This window comes from Trujillonella humicola (assembly GCF_046233715.1).
GTDB classification, from domain to species: domain Bacteria; phylum Actinomycetota; class Actinomycetes; order Mycobacteriales; family Geodermatophilaceae; genus Trujillonella; species Trujillonella humicola.
The window spans coordinates 1-18,956 of sequence record NZ_JBJNRJ010000027.1; the positions used below are offsets into that span (position 1 = coordinate 1).

18 protein-coding genes and 1 tRNA gene are annotated in these 18,956 nt (G+C 75.6%); 8 read left to right on the forward strand and 11 right to left on the reverse strand.

The window, feature by feature from the left end; genetic code table 11:
* The coding region (locus tag ACK586_RS14470) for an IS110 family transposase (RefSeq protein WP_409331191.1) at positions 1 to 505 on the reverse strand (505 nt) is incomplete at its 3' end.
* Between the two features lie 184 nt (positions 506 to 689).
* Here ACK586_RS14470 and rfaE2 point away from each other — a divergent pair.
* Together rfaE2 and ACK586_RS14480 are read left to right on the forward strand one after the other, a co-directional pair.
* On the forward strand, positions 690 to 2,096 hold the full coding sequence (gene rfaE2, locus ACK586_RS14475) for a D-glycero-beta-D-manno-heptose 1-phosphate adenylyltransferase (RefSeq protein ID WP_409331192.1): 1,407 nt from the start codon (positions 690 to 692) through the stop codon (positions 2,094 to 2,096).
* Positions 2,093 to 3,082 (forward strand): glycosyltransferase family 9 protein, encoded by a 990-nt coding sequence (locus ACK586_RS14480; protein ID WP_409331193.1) that lies wholly within the window; start codon positions 2,093 to 2,095, stop codon positions 3,080 to 3,082. Before rfaE2 ends, ACK586_RS14480 begins: the two co-directional genes overlap by 4 nt.
* Before the next feature lie 8 nt (positions 3,083 to 3,090).
* On the opposite strand, the gene ACK586_RS14485 is transcribed toward ACK586_RS14480, so the two are convergent.
* The 7 genes from ACK586_RS14485 to ACK586_RS14515 form a co-directional block, all read right to left on the reverse strand.
* On the reverse strand, positions 3,091 to 4,746 hold the full coding sequence (locus tag ACK586_RS14485; RefSeq protein WP_409331194.1) for a substrate-binding domain-containing protein: 1,656 nt from the start codon (positions 4,744 to 4,746) through the stop codon (positions 3,091 to 3,093).
* 99 nt (positions 4,747 to 4,845) lie between these two features.
* Complete coding sequence (locus ACK586_RS14490; protein WP_409331195.1) at positions 4,846 to 5,823, reverse strand: UDP-glucuronic acid decarboxylase family protein; 978 nt, start codon at positions 5,821 to 5,823, stop codon at positions 4,846 to 4,848.
* Between the two features lie 267 nt (positions 5,824 to 6,090).
* On the reverse strand, positions 6,091 to 7,452 hold the full coding sequence (locus ACK586_RS14495) for an ABC transporter substrate-binding protein (RefSeq protein WP_409331196.1): 1,362 nt from the start codon (positions 7,450 to 7,452) through the stop codon (positions 6,091 to 6,093).
* A 122-nt stretch (positions 7,453 to 7,574) separates the two neighbouring features.
* The gene (locus ACK586_RS14500; RefSeq protein WP_409331197.1) at positions 7,575 to 8,747 is read right to left on the reverse strand and encodes a branched-chain amino acid ABC transporter permease; all 1,173 of its coding nucleotides are present in this window, start codon (positions 8,745 to 8,747) and stop codon (positions 7,575 to 7,577) included.
* Positions 8,744 to 9,631, reverse strand: a complete 888-nt coding sequence (locus ACK586_RS14505) for a branched-chain amino acid ABC transporter permease (RefSeq protein ID WP_409331198.1) — start codon at positions 9,629 to 9,631, stop codon at positions 8,744 to 8,746. The genes ACK586_RS14500 and ACK586_RS14505 overlap by 4 nt, the downstream gene beginning before the upstream one ends.
* A gap of 33 nt (positions 9,632 to 9,664) precedes the next feature.
* Positions 9,665 to 10,441, reverse strand: a complete 777-nt coding sequence (locus tag ACK586_RS14510) for an ABC transporter ATP-binding protein (RefSeq protein ID WP_409331199.1) — start codon at positions 10,439 to 10,441, stop codon at positions 9,665 to 9,667.
* A complete protein-coding gene (locus ACK586_RS14515) occupies positions 10,434 to 11,324 on the reverse strand; it encodes an ABC transporter ATP-binding protein (protein ID WP_409331200.1) in 891 nt (296 codons plus the stop codon). Before ACK586_RS14515 ends, ACK586_RS14510 begins: the two co-directional genes overlap by 8 nt.
* Positions 11,325 to 11,471: 147 nt before the next feature.
* Between ACK586_RS14515 and ACK586_RS14520 the strand changes: the two genes are divergently transcribed.
* Positions 11,472 to 12,713, forward strand: a complete 1,242-nt coding sequence (locus tag ACK586_RS14520) for a PucR family transcriptional regulator (protein ID WP_409331201.1) — start codon at positions 11,472 to 11,474, stop codon at positions 12,711 to 12,713.
* A 36-nt stretch (positions 12,714 to 12,749) separates the two neighbouring features.
* Here the strand turns inward: ACK586_RS14520 and ACK586_RS14525 are convergent, their stop codons facing one another.
* Both ACK586_RS14525 and ACK586_RS14530 read right to left on the reverse strand, forming a co-directional pair.
* Positions 12,750 to 12,983 (reverse strand): DUF2630 family protein, encoded by a 234-nt coding sequence (locus tag ACK586_RS14525; RefSeq protein ID WP_409331202.1) that lies wholly within the window; start codon positions 12,981 to 12,983, stop codon positions 12,750 to 12,752.
* 38 nt (positions 12,984 to 13,021) lie between these two features.
* Positions 13,022 to 13,945, reverse strand: coding sequence for a prephenate dehydrogenase (locus ACK586_RS14530; RefSeq protein WP_409331203.1), 924 nt, complete (start codon positions 13,943 to 13,945; stop codon positions 13,022 to 13,024).
* Between the two features lie 70 nt (positions 13,946 to 14,015).
* On the opposite strand from ACK586_RS14530, the gene ACK586_RS14535 reads away from it, so the two are divergent.
* From ACK586_RS14535 to ACK586_RS14555, 5 genes are all read left to right on the forward strand, one after another.
* Complete coding sequence (locus ACK586_RS14535; protein WP_409331204.1) at positions 14,016 to 14,678, forward strand: O-methyltransferase; 663 nt, start codon at positions 14,016 to 14,018, stop codon at positions 14,676 to 14,678.
* Positions 14,675 to 15,181, forward strand: coding sequence for a tRNA adenosine deaminase-associated protein (locus ACK586_RS14540; RefSeq protein WP_409331205.1), 507 nt, complete (start codon positions 14,675 to 14,677; stop codon positions 15,179 to 15,181). Before ACK586_RS14535 ends, ACK586_RS14540 begins: the two co-directional genes overlap by 4 nt.
* Positions 15,178 to 15,834, forward strand: a complete 657-nt coding sequence (locus tag ACK586_RS14545) for an HAD-IA family hydrolase (RefSeq protein ID WP_409331206.1) — start codon at positions 15,178 to 15,180, stop codon at positions 15,832 to 15,834. The genes ACK586_RS14540 and ACK586_RS14545 overlap by 4 nt, the downstream gene beginning before the upstream one ends.
* Positions 15,831 to 16,322: a nucleoside deaminase gene (locus tag ACK586_RS14550; RefSeq protein ID WP_409331207.1), complete on the forward strand. Its 492-nt coding sequence runs from the start codon at positions 15,831 to 15,833 to the stop codon at positions 16,320 to 16,322. Before ACK586_RS14545 ends, ACK586_RS14550 begins: the two co-directional genes overlap by 4 nt.
* A gap of 10 nt (positions 16,323 to 16,332) precedes the next feature.
* Positions 16,333 to 16,420 (forward strand) — tRNA-Ser (locus ACK586_RS14555).
* 67 nt (positions 16,421 to 16,487) lie between these two features.
* Here ACK586_RS14555 and ACK586_RS14560 read toward each other — a convergent pair.
* The gene (locus tag ACK586_RS14560) at positions 16,488 to 18,950 is read right to left on the reverse strand and encodes a hypothetical protein (protein WP_409331208.1); all 2,463 of its coding nucleotides are present in this window, start codon (positions 18,948 to 18,950) and stop codon (positions 16,488 to 16,490) included.
* Positions 18,951 to 18,956 lie beyond the last annotated feature (6 nt).

An 18,956-nucleotide genomic window follows, 5' to 3' on the forward strand; every position in this document is an offset into this window, starting at 1 on the left:
CGAGATCGCCGCCGGTGATAGCCAGCGCCGCGGGGTAGGTGATCTGCAGGTCGGCGCGCAGCCGGTTGAGCAACCGCCGCTGGTCGCGGGCGGCGCGCTCGTCGTCGCGGGCGATCGCCCGCAGCTCTCCACCGAGCTCGCCGTGCGGGATCAGCGTCTTGAGCCCGGCGTGCCGGTCCAGGGCCAGCAGGCAACAGATCCGGGCGTCCTCGGCGTCGTCCTTCTTCCGCGCCGGGCCGCGGCGGCGGGCGACCAGGTCGGGATTGACCGGCACCACGGCGAACCCGGCGTCGATCAGCGCCTCGACCAGCAGGCCGTGCCGGGTCTCCAGCACCACCCGCACCTCGGCCGGATCGGGCTCCAGCGCCAGACAGCGGGCGACCAGCCGAGCGACCCCGTCGGGCCCGTGGTCGATACGGAATTGTTCGATGACTCCCTTCTCCGGCGTTCCCAGGGCGATGTCGTGAAACTCTTCGGCCCAGTCGATACCGACTCCCAGCACCATTCCTCCTTCACCGGTCGCCATCGTGCTCGGCGGACCGGGAAGGCGCTGCGTCGTGCTGATGAACCAGTCCTCGTGGGACGACACCCTCCAGGGCGTCAGGCCTTCGCCGGGGCCCGGCAGGGGCGCCGTCTCACCTCAGTCCTCGCGGGACAAGCGACGCAAGCGCTCCCTGCCGGGATCCACCGTGCGAAGGGAAGGTAGAGCCATCAGCGACGAGCGGCCGCTGGTCGTCGTCGGCGACGCCCTGCTCGACGTCGACCTGGTCGGGACGGCGTCCCGGCTCACCCCGGACGCGCCGGTGCCCGTCGTCGAGGGGGCCGAGATCCGCGAGCGCCCCGGCGGCGCGGCCCTGGCCGCCGTGATCGCCGCCGCGGCGACGTCGCGCCCGGTCGTGCTGGTCACGCCGATGGCCGACGACGAGGGCGCCGGCCGGCTGCGGGCGCTGCTCGCCGACCGGGTGCGGCTGGTGGAGATCCCGGCGACCGGTGGCACCTCGGTCAAGCAGCGCGTGCGGGTCGGCGACCACTCGGTGGTCCGCATCGACTCCGGCGACCCGGTGGTCACGCTCGGACCGCTGCCGGACGAGGCGCACGCGGTGCTGCGCTCGGCGGCCGCGGTGCTCGTCGCCGACTACGGCCGCGGGACGACCGCCGCGCCCGAGGTGCGCGAGGCCCTGGCCGGCGCCGGCGGGCCGATCGTGTGGGACCCGCACCCCCGCGGGGCCGACCCGGTCCCGCAGGCCCGGCTGGTCACCCCCAACGGCGCCGAGGCCGCCCGGGTGGCCTCGGCAGCGGGCGCGGACACCGGGGGCGACGGGCTGGCCGCCGTCGGGGCCCGCGCCGAGGCGCTCATCCGGCACTGGGGCGTCGGCGCGGTCGCGGTGACCCTCGGCGCCCGGGGCGCGCTGCTCTCCTACGGCGAGGGTGCGCCGATGGTCGTGCCCGCCGTGCCGGCGTCCGGCGACCCGTGCGGCGCCGGTGACTCGTTCGCCGCGGCGGCCGCGCTGCTGCTGGCCGACGGTGCCGTCACCGGCGAGGCGGTCGCCGGCGCCGTGGCCGCGGCGTCGGCGTTCGTCGGCCGCGGCGGGGCGTCGACCTGGGACGGCGGCGGCTCCGGCGGGCCCGCGCCGAACGTCGTCGCCGAGCCGGGGGCGGACTCGGTCATCGCCCGGGTGCGCGCGGCCGGCGGCACGGTGGTGGCCACCGGCGGCTGCTTCGACCTCATCCACCCCGGGCACGTGGCCACCCTGCGCGCCGCCCGCGGGCTGGGCGACTGCCTGGTGGTCTGCATCAACTCCGACGACTCGGTGCGCCGGCTCAAGGGGCCCTCGCGGCCGCTGGTGACCGCCGCCGACCGGGCCCGGGTGCTGGAGGCGCTGGAGTTCGTCGACGCCGTCGTCGTCTTCGAGGAGGACACGCCGGCCGAGGTCCTCGACCGGCTGCGGCCGGACGTGTGGGCCAAGGGCGGCGACTACGCCGGCGCCGACCTCCCCGAGGCCGCGGTGCTGCGGCGGTGGGGCGGGCAGGCCGTCGTCCTGCCCTACCTGGACGGGCACTCCACCACCGCGCTGGTCGAGCGCTCGCGCGTGTGAGCGCGATCGCGCTGCGCCGGCCGTACGAGGACCGGCGGCCCGTCGCCGTCGTGCTCCGGCCGCTCGGGCTGGGCGACCTGCTCACCGGTGTGCCGGCCGTCCGGGCCGTCCGGGCGGCGGTGCCCGCCCACCGGCTGGTGCTGGCCACCACCGCGGCGCTGGCACCGCTGGCGCGGCTGGTCGACGCCGTCGACGAGGTGCTCCCCGCCCGCGAGCTCGAGCCGCTGGACTGGACCGGCCCGCCTTTCGACCTCGCCGTCGACCTGCACGGCAAGGGTCCGCTCTCGCACGTGGTCGTGGCCGACCTGCACCCGCAGCGGCTGCTGACCTTCGCCAGCCCCGGCTACCCCGGGCCCGCCTGGTACCCCGACGAGCACGAGGTCCGGCGGTGGTGCCGGCTGGTCGCGGAGGGCCTCGGCGTCCGGGCCGACCCCGACGCGCTCGACCTGGCCGTCCCGGCCGCGCCCCCGCCGGTGTCCGGGGCCGCGGTGGTGCACCCGGGCGCGGCCCACCCCGGCCGGCGGTGGCCGACCGAGCGGTTCGCCGCCGTCGCCGCGCACCTGGCCGCCGCCGGGCACGACGTGCGGGTCACCGGCGGCCCGGCGGAGGTCGAGCTGGCGCGGTCGGTCGCCGCGGCCGCCGGGCTGGGCGAGGACGCCGTCCTGGCCGGGACGACGACGTCGCTGGAGCTGGCCGCCGTGGTCGCCGCGGCCCGCCTGGTCGTCTGCGGCGACACCGGCGTCGCCCACCTGGCCACGGCCTACCGCCGGCCGTCGGTGGTGCTGTTCGGGCCGGTGTCCCCGGCGCTGTGGGGCCCGCCGCCGCGGACCGGGCCGGGCGGGGGAGCACTGCACGTCGTGCTCTGGCACGGCGAGGTGCACGGGGGCACCGGCGACCCGTGGGGCACCGCGCTGGACCCGGCGCTGGCCCGGATCACGGTCGACGAGGTCGTCGCCGCCGTGGACTCCCTGCCCGCGGGCGCCTGAGGGGGGAGCTACCGCCGGCGGATCGCGTCGAAGAGGACGTCCTGCAGGTCGCCGGGGTCCTGGGCGTCGTACGCGCGCCCGCCGGTGGCCTCGCAGATCTGCTGGAGCACGTCGACGTCGGTGTCGGGGCCGAAGGCCACGCCGATGAGCTGCACCGGCCGGTCGGGGTCCTCCTCGGCGCGCAGGGTGTCGATCAGCCCTTGCAGCGAGATGCCCCCGGCGTCGTCCTCGTTGGTCCCGTCGGTCAACAGGACCACGCTGGAGACGGAGCCCTCCTGGTAGGCGTCCTGAGCGGCCCGGAACGCGGCCAGGGCGGTGTCGTAGAGCCCGGTCCCGCCGCGCGTCAGCGAGCCCGGCAGGCCGTCGAGCTCCGCGCTCAGGGCCGCGCGCTGCGAGGAGCCGCTCACGTCGGCGTCCAGCGCACGGATCGGCACGCGCTCCACCCAGTCGTTGCCGTTGGCCACCTGGTAGGCGAACGTCCACAGCCCCACCGAGTACTCGTCGGGGAGCAGGGCCAGCGACGTCCGTGCCGCGTCGACGGCGAGGGTGATCCGGTTGCTGTTCCCGGCGGGTGCCTCCATGGACTGCGAGGTGTCGATGGCCACCAGCAGCCGGGAGGGGGCCAGCACCCGGTTCGCCTGCTCGATCGCCTCGAGGGCGGCCTCGGGGTCCATGGGCAGCCGCTCGGGGGCCTCCTGCCGGGTGCCGGTGTCCGGGCCGGCGTCGTCCGGCGCGTTGCCCTCGGCGTCGCGGAACCCGGCGGCCCGGACGGCCTCGGCGGCGGCGTCCGACGTCAGGGCGGTGACCACGGCCTCGACCGCGTCGCCGCGGTCGCCCGGGTCACCGGCCCGGATCACCGGGTAGTCCAGCGACGGCGCGCCGCCGTCGGGGTACAGCGCGAGCAGGTCGGAGTCCCCGGCCAGGTGGCTGGCGATCACGTCCTGCTCGGTCGCCGCGAACAGCCCCGCGTCGGCCTCTCCGGCGACGGCGGCCTCGCGTACCTGCTCCAGGGTGGCGCCGGCCTCCGACAGCGCGATGGAGGCCCGGAGCTCCTCGTCGGTGGTCTCCCCGCCGATGCCGGTCCCGGTGAGCTCGACGGCCAGCGAGACGGCGATCTGCCGCGCCTCACCGGTGAGGTCGGCGGCCGGGAAGGACCGGCCGTCGCTCAGCCCGGCGACGACGACGTCGAGCCAGCCGGGCGTGTCCTCGGCGACGCCGAGGTCCTCGGCCGAGGCCCGGCTGGTCGCGAGGACGACGGGGGAGGTGGCCATGGAGGCGACCGGCTCGAGCTCGGCCCCCTCCACCTGTGCGGCCCAGATCGAGGAGTCGGGCACCCAGACGTCGGGGAGCCCGGAGTCGGCGCCCGCGGTGAGCGCGGCGGCCGTCTGCAGCGGGTCGGCCCCGGTCACGTCGGGGGCCACGCAGCCGTCCAGCGCGTCGCCGGCCAGCAGTTCCTGGGTCACCGGCACGAGCTCCGGCGCGACGGTCACCCGCACGCTCACCGGGTCGGGGCACCCCGCCGCGTCGTCCCCCTCGGAACCGGCCAGCCACCAGACCAGGCCGCCGGCGACGAGCACGACGGCGGCGACCGCCGCGAGGAGGACCGAGCGGGGAGGTGGCCAGCCGCGGCCGGTGGTGCTGCTGTGCGAGGCATGGCGGCCCATCGATGCGCTCCGTCGTCGTCCGGACACTCATGGCGACCCCCGTCCGCCGGAACCCAGCGTAGATGGGTGACGCGGGGTGCCGGAATGGCAACGGTGCGCTCAACCCACGGCGCGCTCGGCGAGGCCTCTCTGCTGCGCGAACCAGGCCACGGTGCGCCGCAGCCCCTCCTCCGAGGGCACCTCGGGACGCCAGCCCAGGAGCTGCTGGGCGCGGGTGGTGTCCGGCCGGCGCACCTTGGGGTCGTCGACCGGGAGGTCGATGAACTCCACGGAGGAGTCCGAGCCGGTCATCTCCAGGATCCGCTGCGCGAGCTGCAGCATCGACAGCTCGTCGGGGTTGCCGATGTTGACCGGCCCGGCGTGCCCGGACCAGGCCATCGCGAGGATGCCGCGGACCGTGTCGTCGACGTAGCAGATCGAGCGGGTCTGCGACCCGTCGCCGGCCACCGTGAGCGGCCGGCCGGACAGCGCCTGGCCGACGAAGGCGGGGATGGCGCGGCCGTCGTCCGGGCGCATGCGCGGACCGTAGGTGTTGAAGATCCGCACGATGCCGGTGTCGGTGCCCTTCGAGGTCCGGTACGCCGTCGTCATCGCCTCGCTGAAGCGCTTGGCCTCGTCGTAGACCCCGCGCGGCCCGACGGGGTTGACGTTGCCCCAGTACTCCTCGGTCTGCGGGTGCTGGAGCGGGTCGCCGTACACCTCCGAGGTGGAGGCCAGCACGTACCGGGCGCCCTTGTCGTGGGCCAGCCCGAGGGTGTGCAGGGTGCCGAGGCTGCCGACCTTGAGCGTCTCGATCGGCATCTTCAGGTAGTCGATGGGGCTGGCCGGGGAAGCGAAGTGCAGCACCAGGTCGACCGGTCCCGGAACGTGCACGTAGTCGGTCACGTCGCAGCGGACCAGCCGGAAGCCGGGGTGCTCCAGGAGGTGGACGACGTTCTGCGGCGAGCCGGTGAGGAAGTTGTCCAGGCAGACCACCTCGACGCCCCGCTCCAGCAGGTGCTCGCACAGGTGGGAGCCGAGGAAGCCCGCGCCGCCGGTGACCACCGCCCGCCGGATCGTCCGCGTCGCGCGCACCATGCCAGGACCTCCTCGGCCAGCAGCCGGCGCGCACCGGCGCACGCCGCGGGCGCTCCTACCCGGAGGCCGACTCCGCACACACTTCGAGTGCTGAGCGTTTCCGCCGAAGTGGCCACTTCGGCGAGGAGGTCGTCCCGCCGACGTGGCCACTTCGGCGAGGAGGTCGGGGGCGGCACGGCCTCGGGGGACGACGACGGGCCGCCGACCCCCGAGGGGATCGACGGCCCGCCGTCACCGTTGCGGCCCGTCCCGTGGACGGGCCCGCTCTCAGCCGATGGCCTCCTCGTCGGGGATGCCGCTCTCCGGCGGGGTCGAGGCCTCGCTGTCGGACTCCTCGATCTCCGCGTCACCGACGTCGGTGAGCAGGACGGGGGTCAGGTCCTCGGCCGAGCCGTCCGCGTTGATCCGGGCGACCGCCATGCCGCTGATGCCGGCGTGCCGGTCGGAGGAGTAGCGGAACGGCGCGAGCGCCGGGCCCTGGAAGTCGCCGCCGGCCTCCTCCAGCGCGGCGACCAGGTCGTCCCGCGTCGGGTTGCGGCCGGCGGCCTGCAGGGCCTGCACCATCGTGTAGGCCTGCGACATGCCGTAGACGCGGAAGTTGGTCAGCTCGCCGTCCCCGCCGTGCTCGTCCCAGACGCGCTGGAACAGCTGGATCCACGGGTTGTCGACCTGGTCCACCGTCGGCAGGTAGGACGTCGTGTAGACGCCCTCGAGCAGGCTGGTGCCGGTCACGGCGCCCTCGGAGAAGCGCTCCAGGAGCGAGCCGACCAGCTGCGGGTCGGACCCGACGTTGGACACGAACCACTCCGGCGAGTAGTTGAGCCGCAGCGCGGTCAGCTGCGCCAGCGCGGTGTAGATCGGGGTGTTGAACCCGATCACGAAGTCCGCGCCGGACTGCTGCAGCGCCGTGATCTGCGCGCCGAGGTCGACGTTGCCCGAGGTGTAGGTCTGCACCTCGACGATCTGGTCGTCGTCCAGGTACTGCCGGACGCCGCGCTCGCCGTCCTCGCCGAAGTCGTCGTCCTGCAGGAACAGACCGACGCGCGCGTCCGGGAGGTTCTCGGCGATGTACTGGCCGATGATCTTCCCCTCGCTCTCGTAGTCGGTCTGCCAGCCGAACGTGTACGGGTTGTCCTCGGCGTTGTCCCACAGCGAGGAGCCCGAGGCGACGAAGAAGTCCGGGATGCCCTCGCTGTTGAGCAGGTCGATGACGGCGTTGTGCGTCGCCGTCCCGAGGCCGCCCATGATCGCGAAGACCTCGTCCTGCAGCACGAGCTGGTTGACGACCTGGCCGGTGTTGGTCGGGTTGTAGCCGTCGTCCAGGTACTTCCACTCGATCTGGCGGTCGTAGACGCCGCCGTTGGCGTTCACGAAGTCGAAGTAGGCCTGGACGCCGGTCGGGATCTCGCTGTAGCCCGGGGCGGCCGGACCGGTCAGCGGGTAGTGCGAGCCGATGAGGACGGTGTCCTCGGTCATGCCGGGATCGGTGGCCTCGTTGTCCTCGGCGGTGCCGCCACCGCCACCGCCGCCGCCGCCGCCACCGTCGTCGTCGCCGCCACAGGCGGCCATGGTGGTGGCGATCGTCGCCGCGGCCAGGACGCTCACGAGGCGTCGGGAGGTTCGCGTCAAGGGTGCTCCTCGTAGGTTGCCCGGGCAGCTCTGCCCGGGGGTCGGTGGGGGTGCGGCGGACGGGACGGGGTGGTCGCACCCGGGGCCCGCTCCGGTCGGTGCAGCGGCGTCGTGACGGGCGCTCACCTCCTGCCGGCGGCGGCCATGGCCCGCGCCGCCCGCCGTTTCAGCAGGGCGAGCCGGACCGTGCCGACGAGCCCGGCCGGGGCGAACAGCATGGTGAGCACGAGGAGCAGGCCGTAGATCACGAAGGCGGCCTCGGCGGCCTGCGCGGACCCCATGCCGAGCACGTCCAGCCCGAAGTCCCGGGACCACTGCGGCAGCAGCACGAGCAGGACCGACCCCAGCAGCGCCCCGAACAGGCTGCCCAGCCCGCCGATCACGATGGCGGTGAGCAGGGACAGCGAGAGCACGGGCAGGAACGAGCCGGGTGCGGTGAGCCGGACCACGATGGCCAGCACGCCTCCGGCCAGGCCGGCGGCGGCGGCGCTGACCACGAAGGCGAGCACCCGCCAGGAGCCCAGCGAGATGCCGGCCAGCTCGGCGGCGACCTCCTGGTCGCGGACCGCCCGCCAGGTGCGGCCGATCCGGCTGCGCATGAGGTTGGCCAGCAGGAAGTAGGTGATCAGCAGGCAGGCGACGGCGATGTAGGCCAGCCACTTCGTCCCCTGGCCGCGCTCGCCGGAGATCGCGTCGATGGCGTCGACGAACCAGTCCGGCGCCTGCGGGGCGCGCACGTTGATGCCCTGCTCGCCGCCCAGCGTGCCGCTGAAGTACAGCGTCAGGCCCGGGACGGCGACCGCGAGCGCCAGCGTCGCGCCGGCCAGGTAGGGCCCGTGCAGCCGGGCGGCCGCCACGCCGACGACCGCACCGACGACGGCGGTGATGGCGACGGCGATCAGGAAGATCAGCGGCAGGGGCAGCGGGTCGCCGTCGACGTCGAGCAGCAGCGCCGTGGTGTACGCGCCGACGGCCATCAGCGCGCCGTGGCCCAAGGAGATCTGCCCGTTGAGACCCGTGAGCAGCGTCAGCCCGCCGGCCGCGATGGCGTAGAAGGCGATGCGGCTGATCTGGTCGTTGGTGCTGCGCTCGGTGCCCTCGAGCAGCAGCACCGCGCCGACGGAGCACAGCGCCAGCACCAGAAGGTGGCGCAGCAGGGTGCTCCTGGGCAGGAAGGACCGGCCGCCGGTGGCCGCGGCCGAGGACGCGTTCCCCGCGGCGGTGGCCGTGGTGGGGGCGTCGTCGGAGGCGGCGCCGGGGGCACCCGGGGAGGACTGCAGGTCGCTCACGGTCATGCCCTCCGGGCGGGGGTGGTCGAGAACAGGCCGCCGGGGCGCACCAGCAGGACGACGACGAGGATGCTCAGCGCCGCCGCGCCCAGCAGCGAGTCGTCCAGGTAGCCGCGGACGTAGTTGAGCGCCAGGCCCAGCAGCAGGCCGCCGACGACGGCGCCGATCGGGGAGTCCAGCCCGCCGAGGACGGCCGCGACGAAGCCGAAGACGATCAGCTGCTCCATGAAGGTCGGCGCGATGAAGGAGACGTCGCCGGCGACCAGCATGCCCGCCAGCGAGCCGACCACCGCGGCCAGGGCCCAGCCGAGGGTGAGCATCCGGCCGACCCGGACGCCCAGCAGCCGGGCGACCTCCTGGCCGAAGGCCGAGGCGCGCATCGCCAGGCCGAGCCGGGTGAAGCGGAAGAGCGCGATCAGCAGCAGCATCGTCACCACGACCGCGCTGACCGTCCAGATCGAGTTCGGCGACAGCGACAGCAGGGTGAAGCCCTCCCGCACCTCGTAGCCGATGTTGGAGAACGGCGGGACGAACGCCCGCTGGTTCACCCCGAAGACCAGCGCGACCGCGCCCTGGATGGCGATGAACAGACCCAGGGTCACGATGACCGCGTTGAGATCCGGCCCACCCTCCACCGGACGGATGACGACGCGCTCGATCACGGCGCCGAGGACGAGGCCGGAGAGCAGGGCCACGACCAGACCCACCCAGTAGGACTGGCCGGACTCGATCACGGCCAAGGCGATGAAGGTCGTGGCCGCGGCCATGGCGCCCTGGGCGAAGTTGACGATCCGGGTGGACCGCCAGATCAGCACGAGCGCCAGGGCGAAGGCGGCGTAGACCGAGCCGTTGACCACCCCGCCGAGGGTGAGGCTGAGGAATCTCTCCACGTGGGGACTGCCTCCTGTGGTGCGGACGAGGGATCAGAAGCCGAGGTAGGCGTGGCGCAGGTCCTCGTCGGCGGCGAGGGAGCGGGCGTCGTCGGTGACGACGACGCGGCCGAGGTTCAGGACGACGCCGGTGTCGGCCACCGACAGCGCGCTGCGCGCGTTCTGCTCGACGAGCAGGACCGACAGGCCCTCGTGGTCGACCAGCTGGCGGACCAGGCCGAAGATCTGCGCCACGATCCGCGGGGCGAGACCCAGCGAGGGCTCGTCGAGCAGCAGCACCCGCGGGCGGGCGAGCAGCGCCCGGCCGATGACGAGCATCTGCCGCTCGCCGCCGGAGAGGGTGTGCGCGGGGTTGTCGCGCCGCTCGGCGATCCGCGGGAAGAGGTCGTACACCCGGTCGAACTCGTCCCGGTCGACCTTGCCGCGGAACAGCGAGCCCACGCGCAGGTTCTCGTCGACGGTGAGCTCGGCGATGACCCCACGGCCCTCCGGCACGTGGGCCATGCCCTTGTGCACCATGGCCTCGACCGGGGCGCGGGTGATGTCCTCCCCGTCGAGGACCACCCGGCCGGCGGTGGGCCGGACCAGCCCGCTGATCGTGCGGAGCAGGGTGGTCTTGCCGGCGCCGTTGGCCCCGAGGACGGCGGTGATCCGGCCGGCCCCAGCCTGCAGCGACACGCCGTCGAGGGCGCGCACCGGGCCGTAGGCCGCGCTCAGCCCCTGGACGTCGAGCAGCGCCGTGGCGGTGCCGGTGCCCCCGCCGGCCGGCAGTCCCTGCCCGGATGCGGTGCTGCCGTGCGGCTCAGCCACGGCTGACCTCCTCGTTCCCGCTGGTGCGTCCGGCGCGGTGCCGGCCGGAGAGCTCCGCGGCGTCGGCCTCGACGTCGACGTCGTCGCCCAGGTAGGCCTCGGTGACCGCGGGGTCGGCGCGGATCTCCTCCGGGGTGCCGACGGCGAGCTGCCGGCCGGAGTCCAGGACCGTGATCCGGTCGCAGACGCGCATCACCAGGTCCATGTGGTGCTCGACGAGCAGCACGCTCATCCGGCCCGACAGCGTCCGGATGAGCTCGCCGAGCTCGTGCATCTCGTCCTCGGACAGGCCGCTGGCCGGCTCGTCGAGCAGCAGCAGCTCCGGGTCGGCGACCAGGGCGCGGGCCAGCGCCACCCGCTTCTGCACGGGGTAGGGGAGGCTGCCGGGGTAGCGCGCGGCGTAGTCCGTGGCCTCGAGCTCGGCCAGCGCCTCCATGGCCCGCCCGCGCAGGCGCTCCTCGTCCTTGTCGGCGGTCGGCAGGGCGAACAGGGCGGAGAAGAACCCGGCCCTGGCGTGCCGGTGGGCGCCGACCATGACGTTCTCCAGGACGGTCATGCCCGGGAACAGGCCGACCCCCTGCAGGGTCCGGGCGATCCCCAGCTTGGCCAGCTGTGCCGGGCGCAGCCGGCGCAGCTCCGAGCCGCGCCAGGTGATCCGGCCGGCCGAGGGCCGGACGAGGCCGCAGGCGACGTTGAACATCGTCGTCTTCCCGGCGCCGTTGGGCCCGATCAGGCCGTGGACCTGGCCGGGCTCGACGACGAGGGACACGTCCTCGAGGGCCGTCACGCCGCCGAAGGCGACGCTGATGCCGCTCATCTCCAGCCGCGCGGCGGGCGACCTGTCCGGTCGCTGGGTGGTGCGGTCGTGCGGCGGTTCCGCCACGGGCCCACGTCTCCTCTGGGTCGCGAGGGGTCGCCCGACCGGGTGGGCGGTCGGCGACGATTGGGTCACGGCTAGCTCCCGTTGAGGTTGCCGCCCGGTGGTGGCGGTCACAATGGGCGCGACGCACAGTGATCGGCGAAGGTGGTTGTGCGCAGCGCAGCGCAGCAGGAGGTGACGGTGCACGAGTTCCCGCCGGAGGTGGCCGGCCGACTGGCGGACGTCGCGCCGCGGCTGTTCGACCAGGTGGACGCGATGGTGGACCGGATGGTCGACGTGCTCCTGCGGACCGAGCCGGTCTACCGGGAGCTGGACCTGGTGGAGCTGCGGCGCTCGGCCCGCGCCGGGCTGGCCGGAGGCATCCGCAGCCTGGTCGGCGCCGCCGCCGGCGCACGCCAGGTGCAGCGGAGCGAGGCACGGGAGGTGGGCCGGCGCCGCGCCGCGCAGGGCATCCCGCTGGAGGCGGTCCTGCGCGCCTACCGGCTGGGCGGGCAGATCACCTGGGAGACGCTGCTGGCGGTCGCCCGCGACTCCGGCGGGGCCAACGACACCCTGCTGGTCGAGATCGCCGGCTCGGTGTGGCGGACCAACGACGTGGAGTGCGGCCTGGTGGCCGAGGGCTACCGGGACGAGCAGCGCCGCCTGGACTCCGTCGACGAGACGGCGCGGCGGCAGGTCCTCGACGGCCTGCTCGACGGCCGGGGCGGCGACCCCTCGTTCGTGCGCTCGGCCTCGGAGCTGCTCGGGATGCCGCTGGAGGGGAAGCTGCTGGCGGTCGTCGCGATCCCGGACGCCGAGGGCCGGGCCGGCCTCTTCGACCCCGCCGCCGGGCTGCTGCGCCGTGGCGTGCGCTCGGTCTGGGGGGAGCGGTCCGGCGCGCAGGTCGGCGTCGTCGCCCTCGGGCCGCGCCGGTCGACCGACGTCCTCGGCTGGCTGCGGGCCATGGCGGCCGGGCCGGTCGGCGTCTCCGCCGAGGTGGAGGGCGCGGGCTCGGTGGCGACGGCCTACCGGCTGGCCGAGACCGCGGCCCGCACGCTGCCGGTGGGGACCAGCCAGGTCGTGACGATCGACGACCGGCTGCCCGAGGCGCTGCTGAGCAACTCGCCGGAGATCAGCTCGCGGCTGGTCGGCCAGTCCCTCGGCGGCCTGCTCGACCTGCCCGAGGACGAGCGTTCGGTGCTGCTGGACACGCTGGCCGCGTTCCTGGCCGCGGACGGCTCACCGACGCGGGCGGCCGACGAGCTGTACTGCCACCGCAACACCGTCATGCACCGGCTGCGGCGGATCGAGTCGGTGACGGGGCGCAAGGTCACCGACCCGCGCTCGCGCCTGCTCTGGCAGCTGGCGCTCCTCGGCGCCCCGCACGTCATGGCGGCGCGGCCGGCCGCCTAGGCCTCGTGCAGGGGCGGGGGCACCGGGGTCCTCCGGCTACTGCAGGTAGCCCTCGACCTCGGCGGCGGGGCGCACCTGCGCGCCCTCGGGGTCCTCGTCGTACTGCCGCTTGGCGCGCCGCTGGCGCAGCAGGTCCCAGCACTGGTCGAGCTGCACCTCCAGGTCCTGCATGCGCGCCTTCTGCTCGTCGGTGTGCTCCCCGCTGTCGCGGAGCCGGTGCTCCTCGTCGACGAGGGCGTGGATGCGGCTCAGCAGGTCCTTCTCGTCCATGATCGCCATCCTGCCCGCCGCTCCCGCCGGGGAAACGGTCACGCCTCCGGCAGCCACCCCTCGACGAAGGCGGCCAGCCGCCGGGTGACCGCTCCGCCGGCGCGGCCCACGGCCAGCAGCGCGGAGCGGTCCAGCGGCACGCGGACCTCCCGCCGCCCGGTGCGCACCGCCGTCCGGACGGCGTGCCCGGCGGCGACGAGCTCGGGCCACGGCCGGTCCAGCTGCTCCCGCGTGCGGGCCAGGGCGGCCGCGGTCGGGCCGGCGTTGCCCTCGACCATCGCCGTCACCAGCGCCGGGTCGCTGCCGGCCACCCGCGTGCCGTCGCGGAAGCTGCCCGCCGCCAGCGACAGGGCCAGCGGGCCGGCCTGCCCCGCGGCGGCGGCCAGCGCGGCGGCGAGCAGGTGCGGCACGTGGCTGATCGCGGCGACGGCGTCGTCGTGCTCGGCGGCGGTCACCGGGACCACCTCGGCACCGGCGTCCAGGGCGACCTCGGCGACGCGCAGCCAGCGGGGCAGCTCGGTGCCCCGCTCCAGGCACACCGCCCAGCGGGCGCCGCGGAACAGGTCCGGGTCGGTCGCCTCGTGCCCCGACCGCTCGGTGCCGCACATGGGGTGCCCGCCGACGAAGCGGCCGCCGAACGCGGCACCGACCGTCTCCAGCACGGGGACCTTCACCGAGCCGAGGTCGGTGACCGTGGCGTCGGGGTGGACGGCGAGCGGGGCGAGGGCCGTCGGCATCGCCGGCAGCGGGACGGCGAGGACGACGACGCCGCTCATCTCCCGGCCGATCCGCACCCCGCGGTCGGCGGCCGCTGCCCGGGCGCCGGGGTCGACGTCCCAGCCGGTGACCTCCCGGCCGGCGGCGACCAGGGCGGCGGCCAGCGAGCCGCCGAGCTGGCCCAGCCCGACCACCCCCACCGGCGGGGCGGGCATCGTGGGCACCGGGAGGGCGGCGTCGGCCATGATCAGAGGCTATGTCCCACACGCTCCCCGCATCTCCGCGCGCCATGACGCTCCTGCGCGGGGTCCTGCCATGACGCCGAAGCCGTTCCTGCTCAGCGAGCAGATGGCCGACTACGTACGCGCGAGCAGCGAGGCGCCGGACGACGTCGTCACCGACCTGGTCGCCGAGACGGCGGCGATGGCCGAGCGCGGCGAGGCGTCGGCGACGATGCAGGTCGGCGTCGAGCAGGCCGCGCTCATGCAGCTGCTCACGCGGGCCCTGGGCGTGCGGCGGGCGATCGAGATCGGCACCTTCACCGGCCTGTCGTCGCTCGCCATCGCGCGGGGGCTGCCCGAGGACGGGCGGCTGCTGTGCCTGGACGTCAGCGAGGAGTGGACCGCGACCGCCCGGCGGTACTGGGACCGCGCCGGCGTCGGCGACCGCATCGAGCTGCGGCTGGGCCCGGCCCTGGACACCCTGCGCGCGCTGCCGGCCGAGCCGGTGTTCGACCTCGCCTTCGTCGACGCCGACAAGACCGGCTACGCCGGCTACGTCGACGAGCTGCACCCCCGGATGCGGGAGAACGGCGTCGTGCTGCTGGACAACACGCTGTGGAGCGGCCGGGTGCTGGACCCGCGCACCGACGACGACCGGGCCCTCGTCGCGCTGAACGCGGCGCTGGCCGCCGACCCGCGCTGGGAGACCGTGCTGCTGCCCGTCGCCGACGGCCTGACGATGCTGCGCCGCCGGTGACCGGCGCAGCGGAGCCGGCGGGTCCGGCCAGCTACGCAGTGCTCGTCGGCCGGACCGGGGGGCGGTGGCGGGTCGAGCTGCTCGCGGAGGACGCCGGCGACGAGCTCCCGGTCCTCGAGCGCGCGCTGGGCGAGCCCGGGGCGGCGGCCTGGCCGGGCCCGTTCGTCGTCGTCGTCGACTCGCGGCTGTACCTGGTGATCCTGCGGCACGGCCCGGGCGGCATGGTCCGGGCGTTCATCTCCGACGCGACGATGCAGGAGTGGCTGCTGGCCAGCGAGGTGGTCGAGCGGTACGGCATCGCGGTCGACACCGAGGGTGCCTTCGACGACGACGAGACCGGCTGGCCCGGTGGCGACCTCGACGTCCTCGCCGACTACGGGCTGCCCGCCGACGAGCTGCGGCCGATCGTGACCGCCGACGACCTGTGGGCCGACGAGATGGTCGCCCGGATCGCCGGCCGGCTGGGCTTCGCCGACGAGCTGGCCGCGGCGGTGAGGGCGTGAGCGCGCGCGTCTCGGCGGTGGTGTTCGACCTGGGCGGGGTGCTGACCGGCAGCCCGATGGCGGCCTTCGGCGCCTACGAGGCCGAGGCGGGGCTGCCGGAGGGGCTGATCCGCCGGCTGAACAGCACCGATCCCGACCGCAACGCCTGGGCGCGGTTCGAGCGCGGCGAGCTGGACACCGAGGCGTTCGTCGACACCTTCGAGGCCGAGGCGCTGGCCGCCGGGCACCGGGTCGACGCGCGGCGGGTGCTGGCCGCCCTGGCCGGGGAGCTGCGGCCGGCGATGGTCGCGGCGGTCACCGCGCTGCGGCGGGCGGGTGTGCCGCTGGCGCTGCTGTCGAACAACGTCGCGCCGATGGAGCGCACCGGCCGGCTCGGGGAGCTGCTCGGTCTGTTCGACGCCGTCGTCGAGTCGTCGGTCGAGGGCGTCCGCAAGCCCGAGCCGGTGATCTACCTGCGGGCGCTGGAGCGGCTGTCGGCGGCGGTCGGGCGCCCGGTCGCGGCGGGGGACTGCGCCTATCTCGACGACCTCGGCATCAACCTCAAGCCGGCCCGCGCGCTGGGGATGCACACCGTCAAGGTGGTCGACCCGGAGGCGGCCCTCGCCGAGCTCTCGGCGCTGGTGGGGCTGGACCTGACCGGCGCGCCGCGGTGACCGGAGCGGAGGCCCGGCCACTGGCCGCCGCCGTGCTCGACGCGGCGATGGGGCGGGCGCTGGAGCTGGCCGCGGCGGCGGTGGAGTGGGGGGACACGCCGATCGGCGCCGTCGTCCTCGGGGCGGACGGCGCGGTCCTCGCCGAGGCGGCCAACGAGCGGGAGCGGCGTGGCGACCCCACGGCGCACGCCGAGGTGCTCGCGCTGCGGGCGGCCGCACCGGTGCTGGGCGACGGCTGGCGGCTGACCGGCACGACCCTCGTCGTCACCCTGGAGCCCTGCACGATGTGCGCCGGGGCCGGGGTGCTGGCGCGCGTCGCGCACGTGGCCTACGGCGCCGAGGACCCCAAGGGCGGCGCCGCCGGGTCGTTGTGGGACGTGCTCCGTGACCGGCGGCTGAACCACCGGCCGCTGGTCACCGGCGGGATCCGGGCCGAGGAGTCCGCCGCGCTGCTACGCGCGTTCTTCCGGTCCCGGCGGAGCCTGTAGTCTCTCCTGTGGTGGCGTGTCCGAGCGGCCGAAGGGTCCCGCCTCGAAAGCGGGTGAGGTGCAAGCCTCCGTGGGTTCAAATCCCACCGCCACCGCCAGCAGGATCGTCGGCGGCGTCCGCCCGGGTTCGAGCCCGGGCAGGCGCCGCCGTCGTCGTCGGTGGCCTCAGCGGATGCGGCCGTCGACCCAGCTGACCGTCCCGCCCTGGAACCGCTGCGCCCAGCCGCCGCGGACCGCGTACTCCCCGCCCAGCGGGTAGCCGAGCCGGCCGGTCTCCCAGCCCTGCACCGCCCAGTGCTGGTGGATCGCACCCCAGGTCGCGTGGGCGCCGCTGGCGGGCGACCAGTGGACGACCCCGCCCTGGAAGGTCTGGAAGCAGCCGCCGCCGCGCAGCCCGCAGTGCTCGCCGCTGGTGGGGTAGCCCAGCCGGCCGGTCTCCCAGCCGGAGGCGGCCCAGCGCTGGTAGATGGCACCCCAGCTGATCTGGGCGCCGGTGGCCGGGGACCAGTGCACGATCCCGCCCTGGAAGGTCTGGAAGCAGCCGCCGCCGCGCAGCCCGCAGTGCTCGCCGCTGGTGGGGTAGCCCAGCCGGCCGGTCTCCCACCCCTGGGCGGCCCACCGCTGGTGGATCGCTCCCCACGTCACGTGCGCACCGCTGGCCGGGGACCAGTGGACGGTGCCCCCCTGGAAGATCTGGTAGCAGCCGCCGCCGCGCAGGCCGCAGTTCTCGCCGCTGGTGGGGTAGCCCAGCCGGCCGGTCTCCCACCCCTGGGCGGCCCACCGCTGGTGGATCGCGCCCCAGGTGACCTGGGCGCCGGTGGCGGGGGACGAGTGGACGACCCCGCCCTGGAAGGTCTGGAAGCAGCCGCCCTCGCGCAGGCCGCAGGTCACCTCGCCGATCGGGTAGCCCAGCCGGCCGGTCTCCCAGCCGTGCGCGGCCCAGCGCTGGTGGATCGCCCCGGAGGTGATGTGCGCGCCGCTGGCCGGGGACCAGTGGACGGTGCCGCCCTGGAAGGACTGGTAGCAGCCGCCGCCGCGCAGGCCGCAGGCGATCCCGCTGGTCGGGTAGCCCAGCCGGCCGGTCTCCCAGCCGGAGGCCGCCCACCGCTGCGCGATGGCCCCGCGCGAGACGTGCACGCCGGTGGCCGGGGACCAGTGGATGCTGCCGCTCTGGAAGGACTGGTAGCAGCCGCCGCCGCGCAGGGCGCACGAGGAGTTCGACGTCGGGTAGCCGAGCTCGCCGGCGGGCCCGCCCGCGGCCGTCCACGCGGCGAGCAGCGGGTGGAAGGCGAACCAGGTGCCGCCGGCCGGTGACGACAGCATCGTGCCGCCGCGGAACTCCTGGCGGCAGCCGCCCTGCGGCAGGCCGCACACGGCCTCGGCGACCGGGTACCCCAGCGGTCCGAGGTCGGCGGAGTTGGCCCGCCACGTCTCGGCGAACCGGCCGGTCAGGGCGTGCGCTCCGGTGCCCGCGGACCAGGTGACGACGCCGCCGGTGTAGGTCTGCAGGCAGCCGCCGTCCTTGAGGCCGCAGACGAGCCCGGAGGTGGGGCTCCCCAGCGCCCCGCCGGCGACCGCCGCGCGCTCGGACACCGCGGCGGCGGCTCCCGTCGCGGGGGCGGGCTCCGCCACCGGTGGGGACGGGTCCGGGGAGCCCGCGACCTGCGGCAGGGCTGCGCGGACGAGCGCGAACCGGCCCTGCCGGCAGCCGAGGTCGTACCCGGACAGGTGGACGCCGTCGGCCGCCACCGCGCCGGGGTGCTCGGCGACGAACCGGTTCCACGGCAGCACCCGCAGGTTCGGCCACCGCGTCGCCGCGTCGTGCAGGACGGCGTTGAACGCCGCCACCTCGGCCGGGTGGCCCGCGTTGTGGACGTCGAGCCACAGCACGGGACGGCCGGCGGACTGCTGCAGGAACCACTCGACGTTGGCCCGGTACTCCCCGAGACCGAGGAAGCGGACGTCGTTGGTCCCCAGGCCGATGACCCAGGTGCCGGCGGCGCGGAAGTCGCGCAGCTCCTCGGCGTGGGAGGGCTCGGTCGTGAACGGCCACGTGCCCGAGGCGGTGGTGAGCCGCAGCCGCAGGTCCGTCGTGGTGCCGCCCCACCAGCCGACCATGCCCAGCGACCGGTCCGGCACGCCCAGCGAGGACCCGCACTGGTGGAACAGCGAGTCGCCCACGCCGAACACCGTCGGGTCGGTGACCGTCCACGGGTCCGGCTCCTCGGCCGCGGGCTCCGCCGGTTCCGGTGGCGAGGTGGTCGGCGCGACTCCCGTCCCGCTCCCGTCGTCCGCGGGCTCGGCCGGAGCCGGCTGCACCCCGCCGGTGGCCGGGGGGTCGGCCTCGGTCGTGGGCGCGGTCCCGTCCACCTCGTCGGGTGCGGAGCTCGAGGACGACGTCGACGGCGGCTCGGTGGCCGGCCCCCCGGCCGGCGGCTCCTCGGCCAGCGCCGGCGAGGGGACGGCCAGGACCAGGGTCAGGGCTGCGGCCAGGGCGGCGACGGCCGTCCGGGCGCGGCGGCCGCGGGCTGCGGCCGGGCCGGTGCCCCGCCGGCCGGTGCCGGGGCGCCACAGCACGAGGATCGAAGCGCCCACCACGAGCAGTGGGACGAGCAGGAGCACGTTCATCAGTCC

What these genes read in the sequence shown, in the direction of transcription:
- ACK586_RS14485 (WP_409331194.1), bottom strand. Translation starts at nt 4,746, where the DNA reads ATGGGCCGCCATGCCTCGCACAGCAGCACCACCGGCCGCGGCTGGCCA.
- ACK586_RS14490 (WP_409331195.1), bottom strand. Translation starts at nt 5,823, where the DNA reads ATGGTGCGCGCGACGCGGACGATCCGGCGGGCGGTGGTCACCGGCGGC.
- ACK586_RS14500 (WP_409331197.1), bottom strand. Translation starts at nt 8,747, where the DNA reads ATGACCGTGAGCGACCTGCAGTCCTCCCCGGGTGCCCCCGGCGCCGCC.
- ACK586_RS14525 (WP_409331202.1), bottom strand. Translation starts at nt 12,983, where the DNA reads ATGGACGAGAAGGACCTGCTGAGCCGCATCCACGCCCTCGTCGACGAG.
- ACK586_RS14530 (WP_409331203.1), bottom strand. Translation starts at nt 13,945, where the DNA reads ATGGCCGACGCCGCCCTCCCGGTGCCCACGATGCCCGCCCCGCCGGTG.
- ACK586_RS14535 (WP_409331204.1), top strand. Translation starts at nt 14,016, where the DNA reads ATGACGCCGAAGCCGTTCCTGCTCAGCGAGCAGATGGCCGACTACGTA.
- ACK586_RS14560 (WP_409331208.1), bottom strand. Translation starts at nt 18,950, where the DNA reads ATGAACGTGCTCCTGCTCGTCCCACTGCTCGTGGTGGGCGCTTCGATC.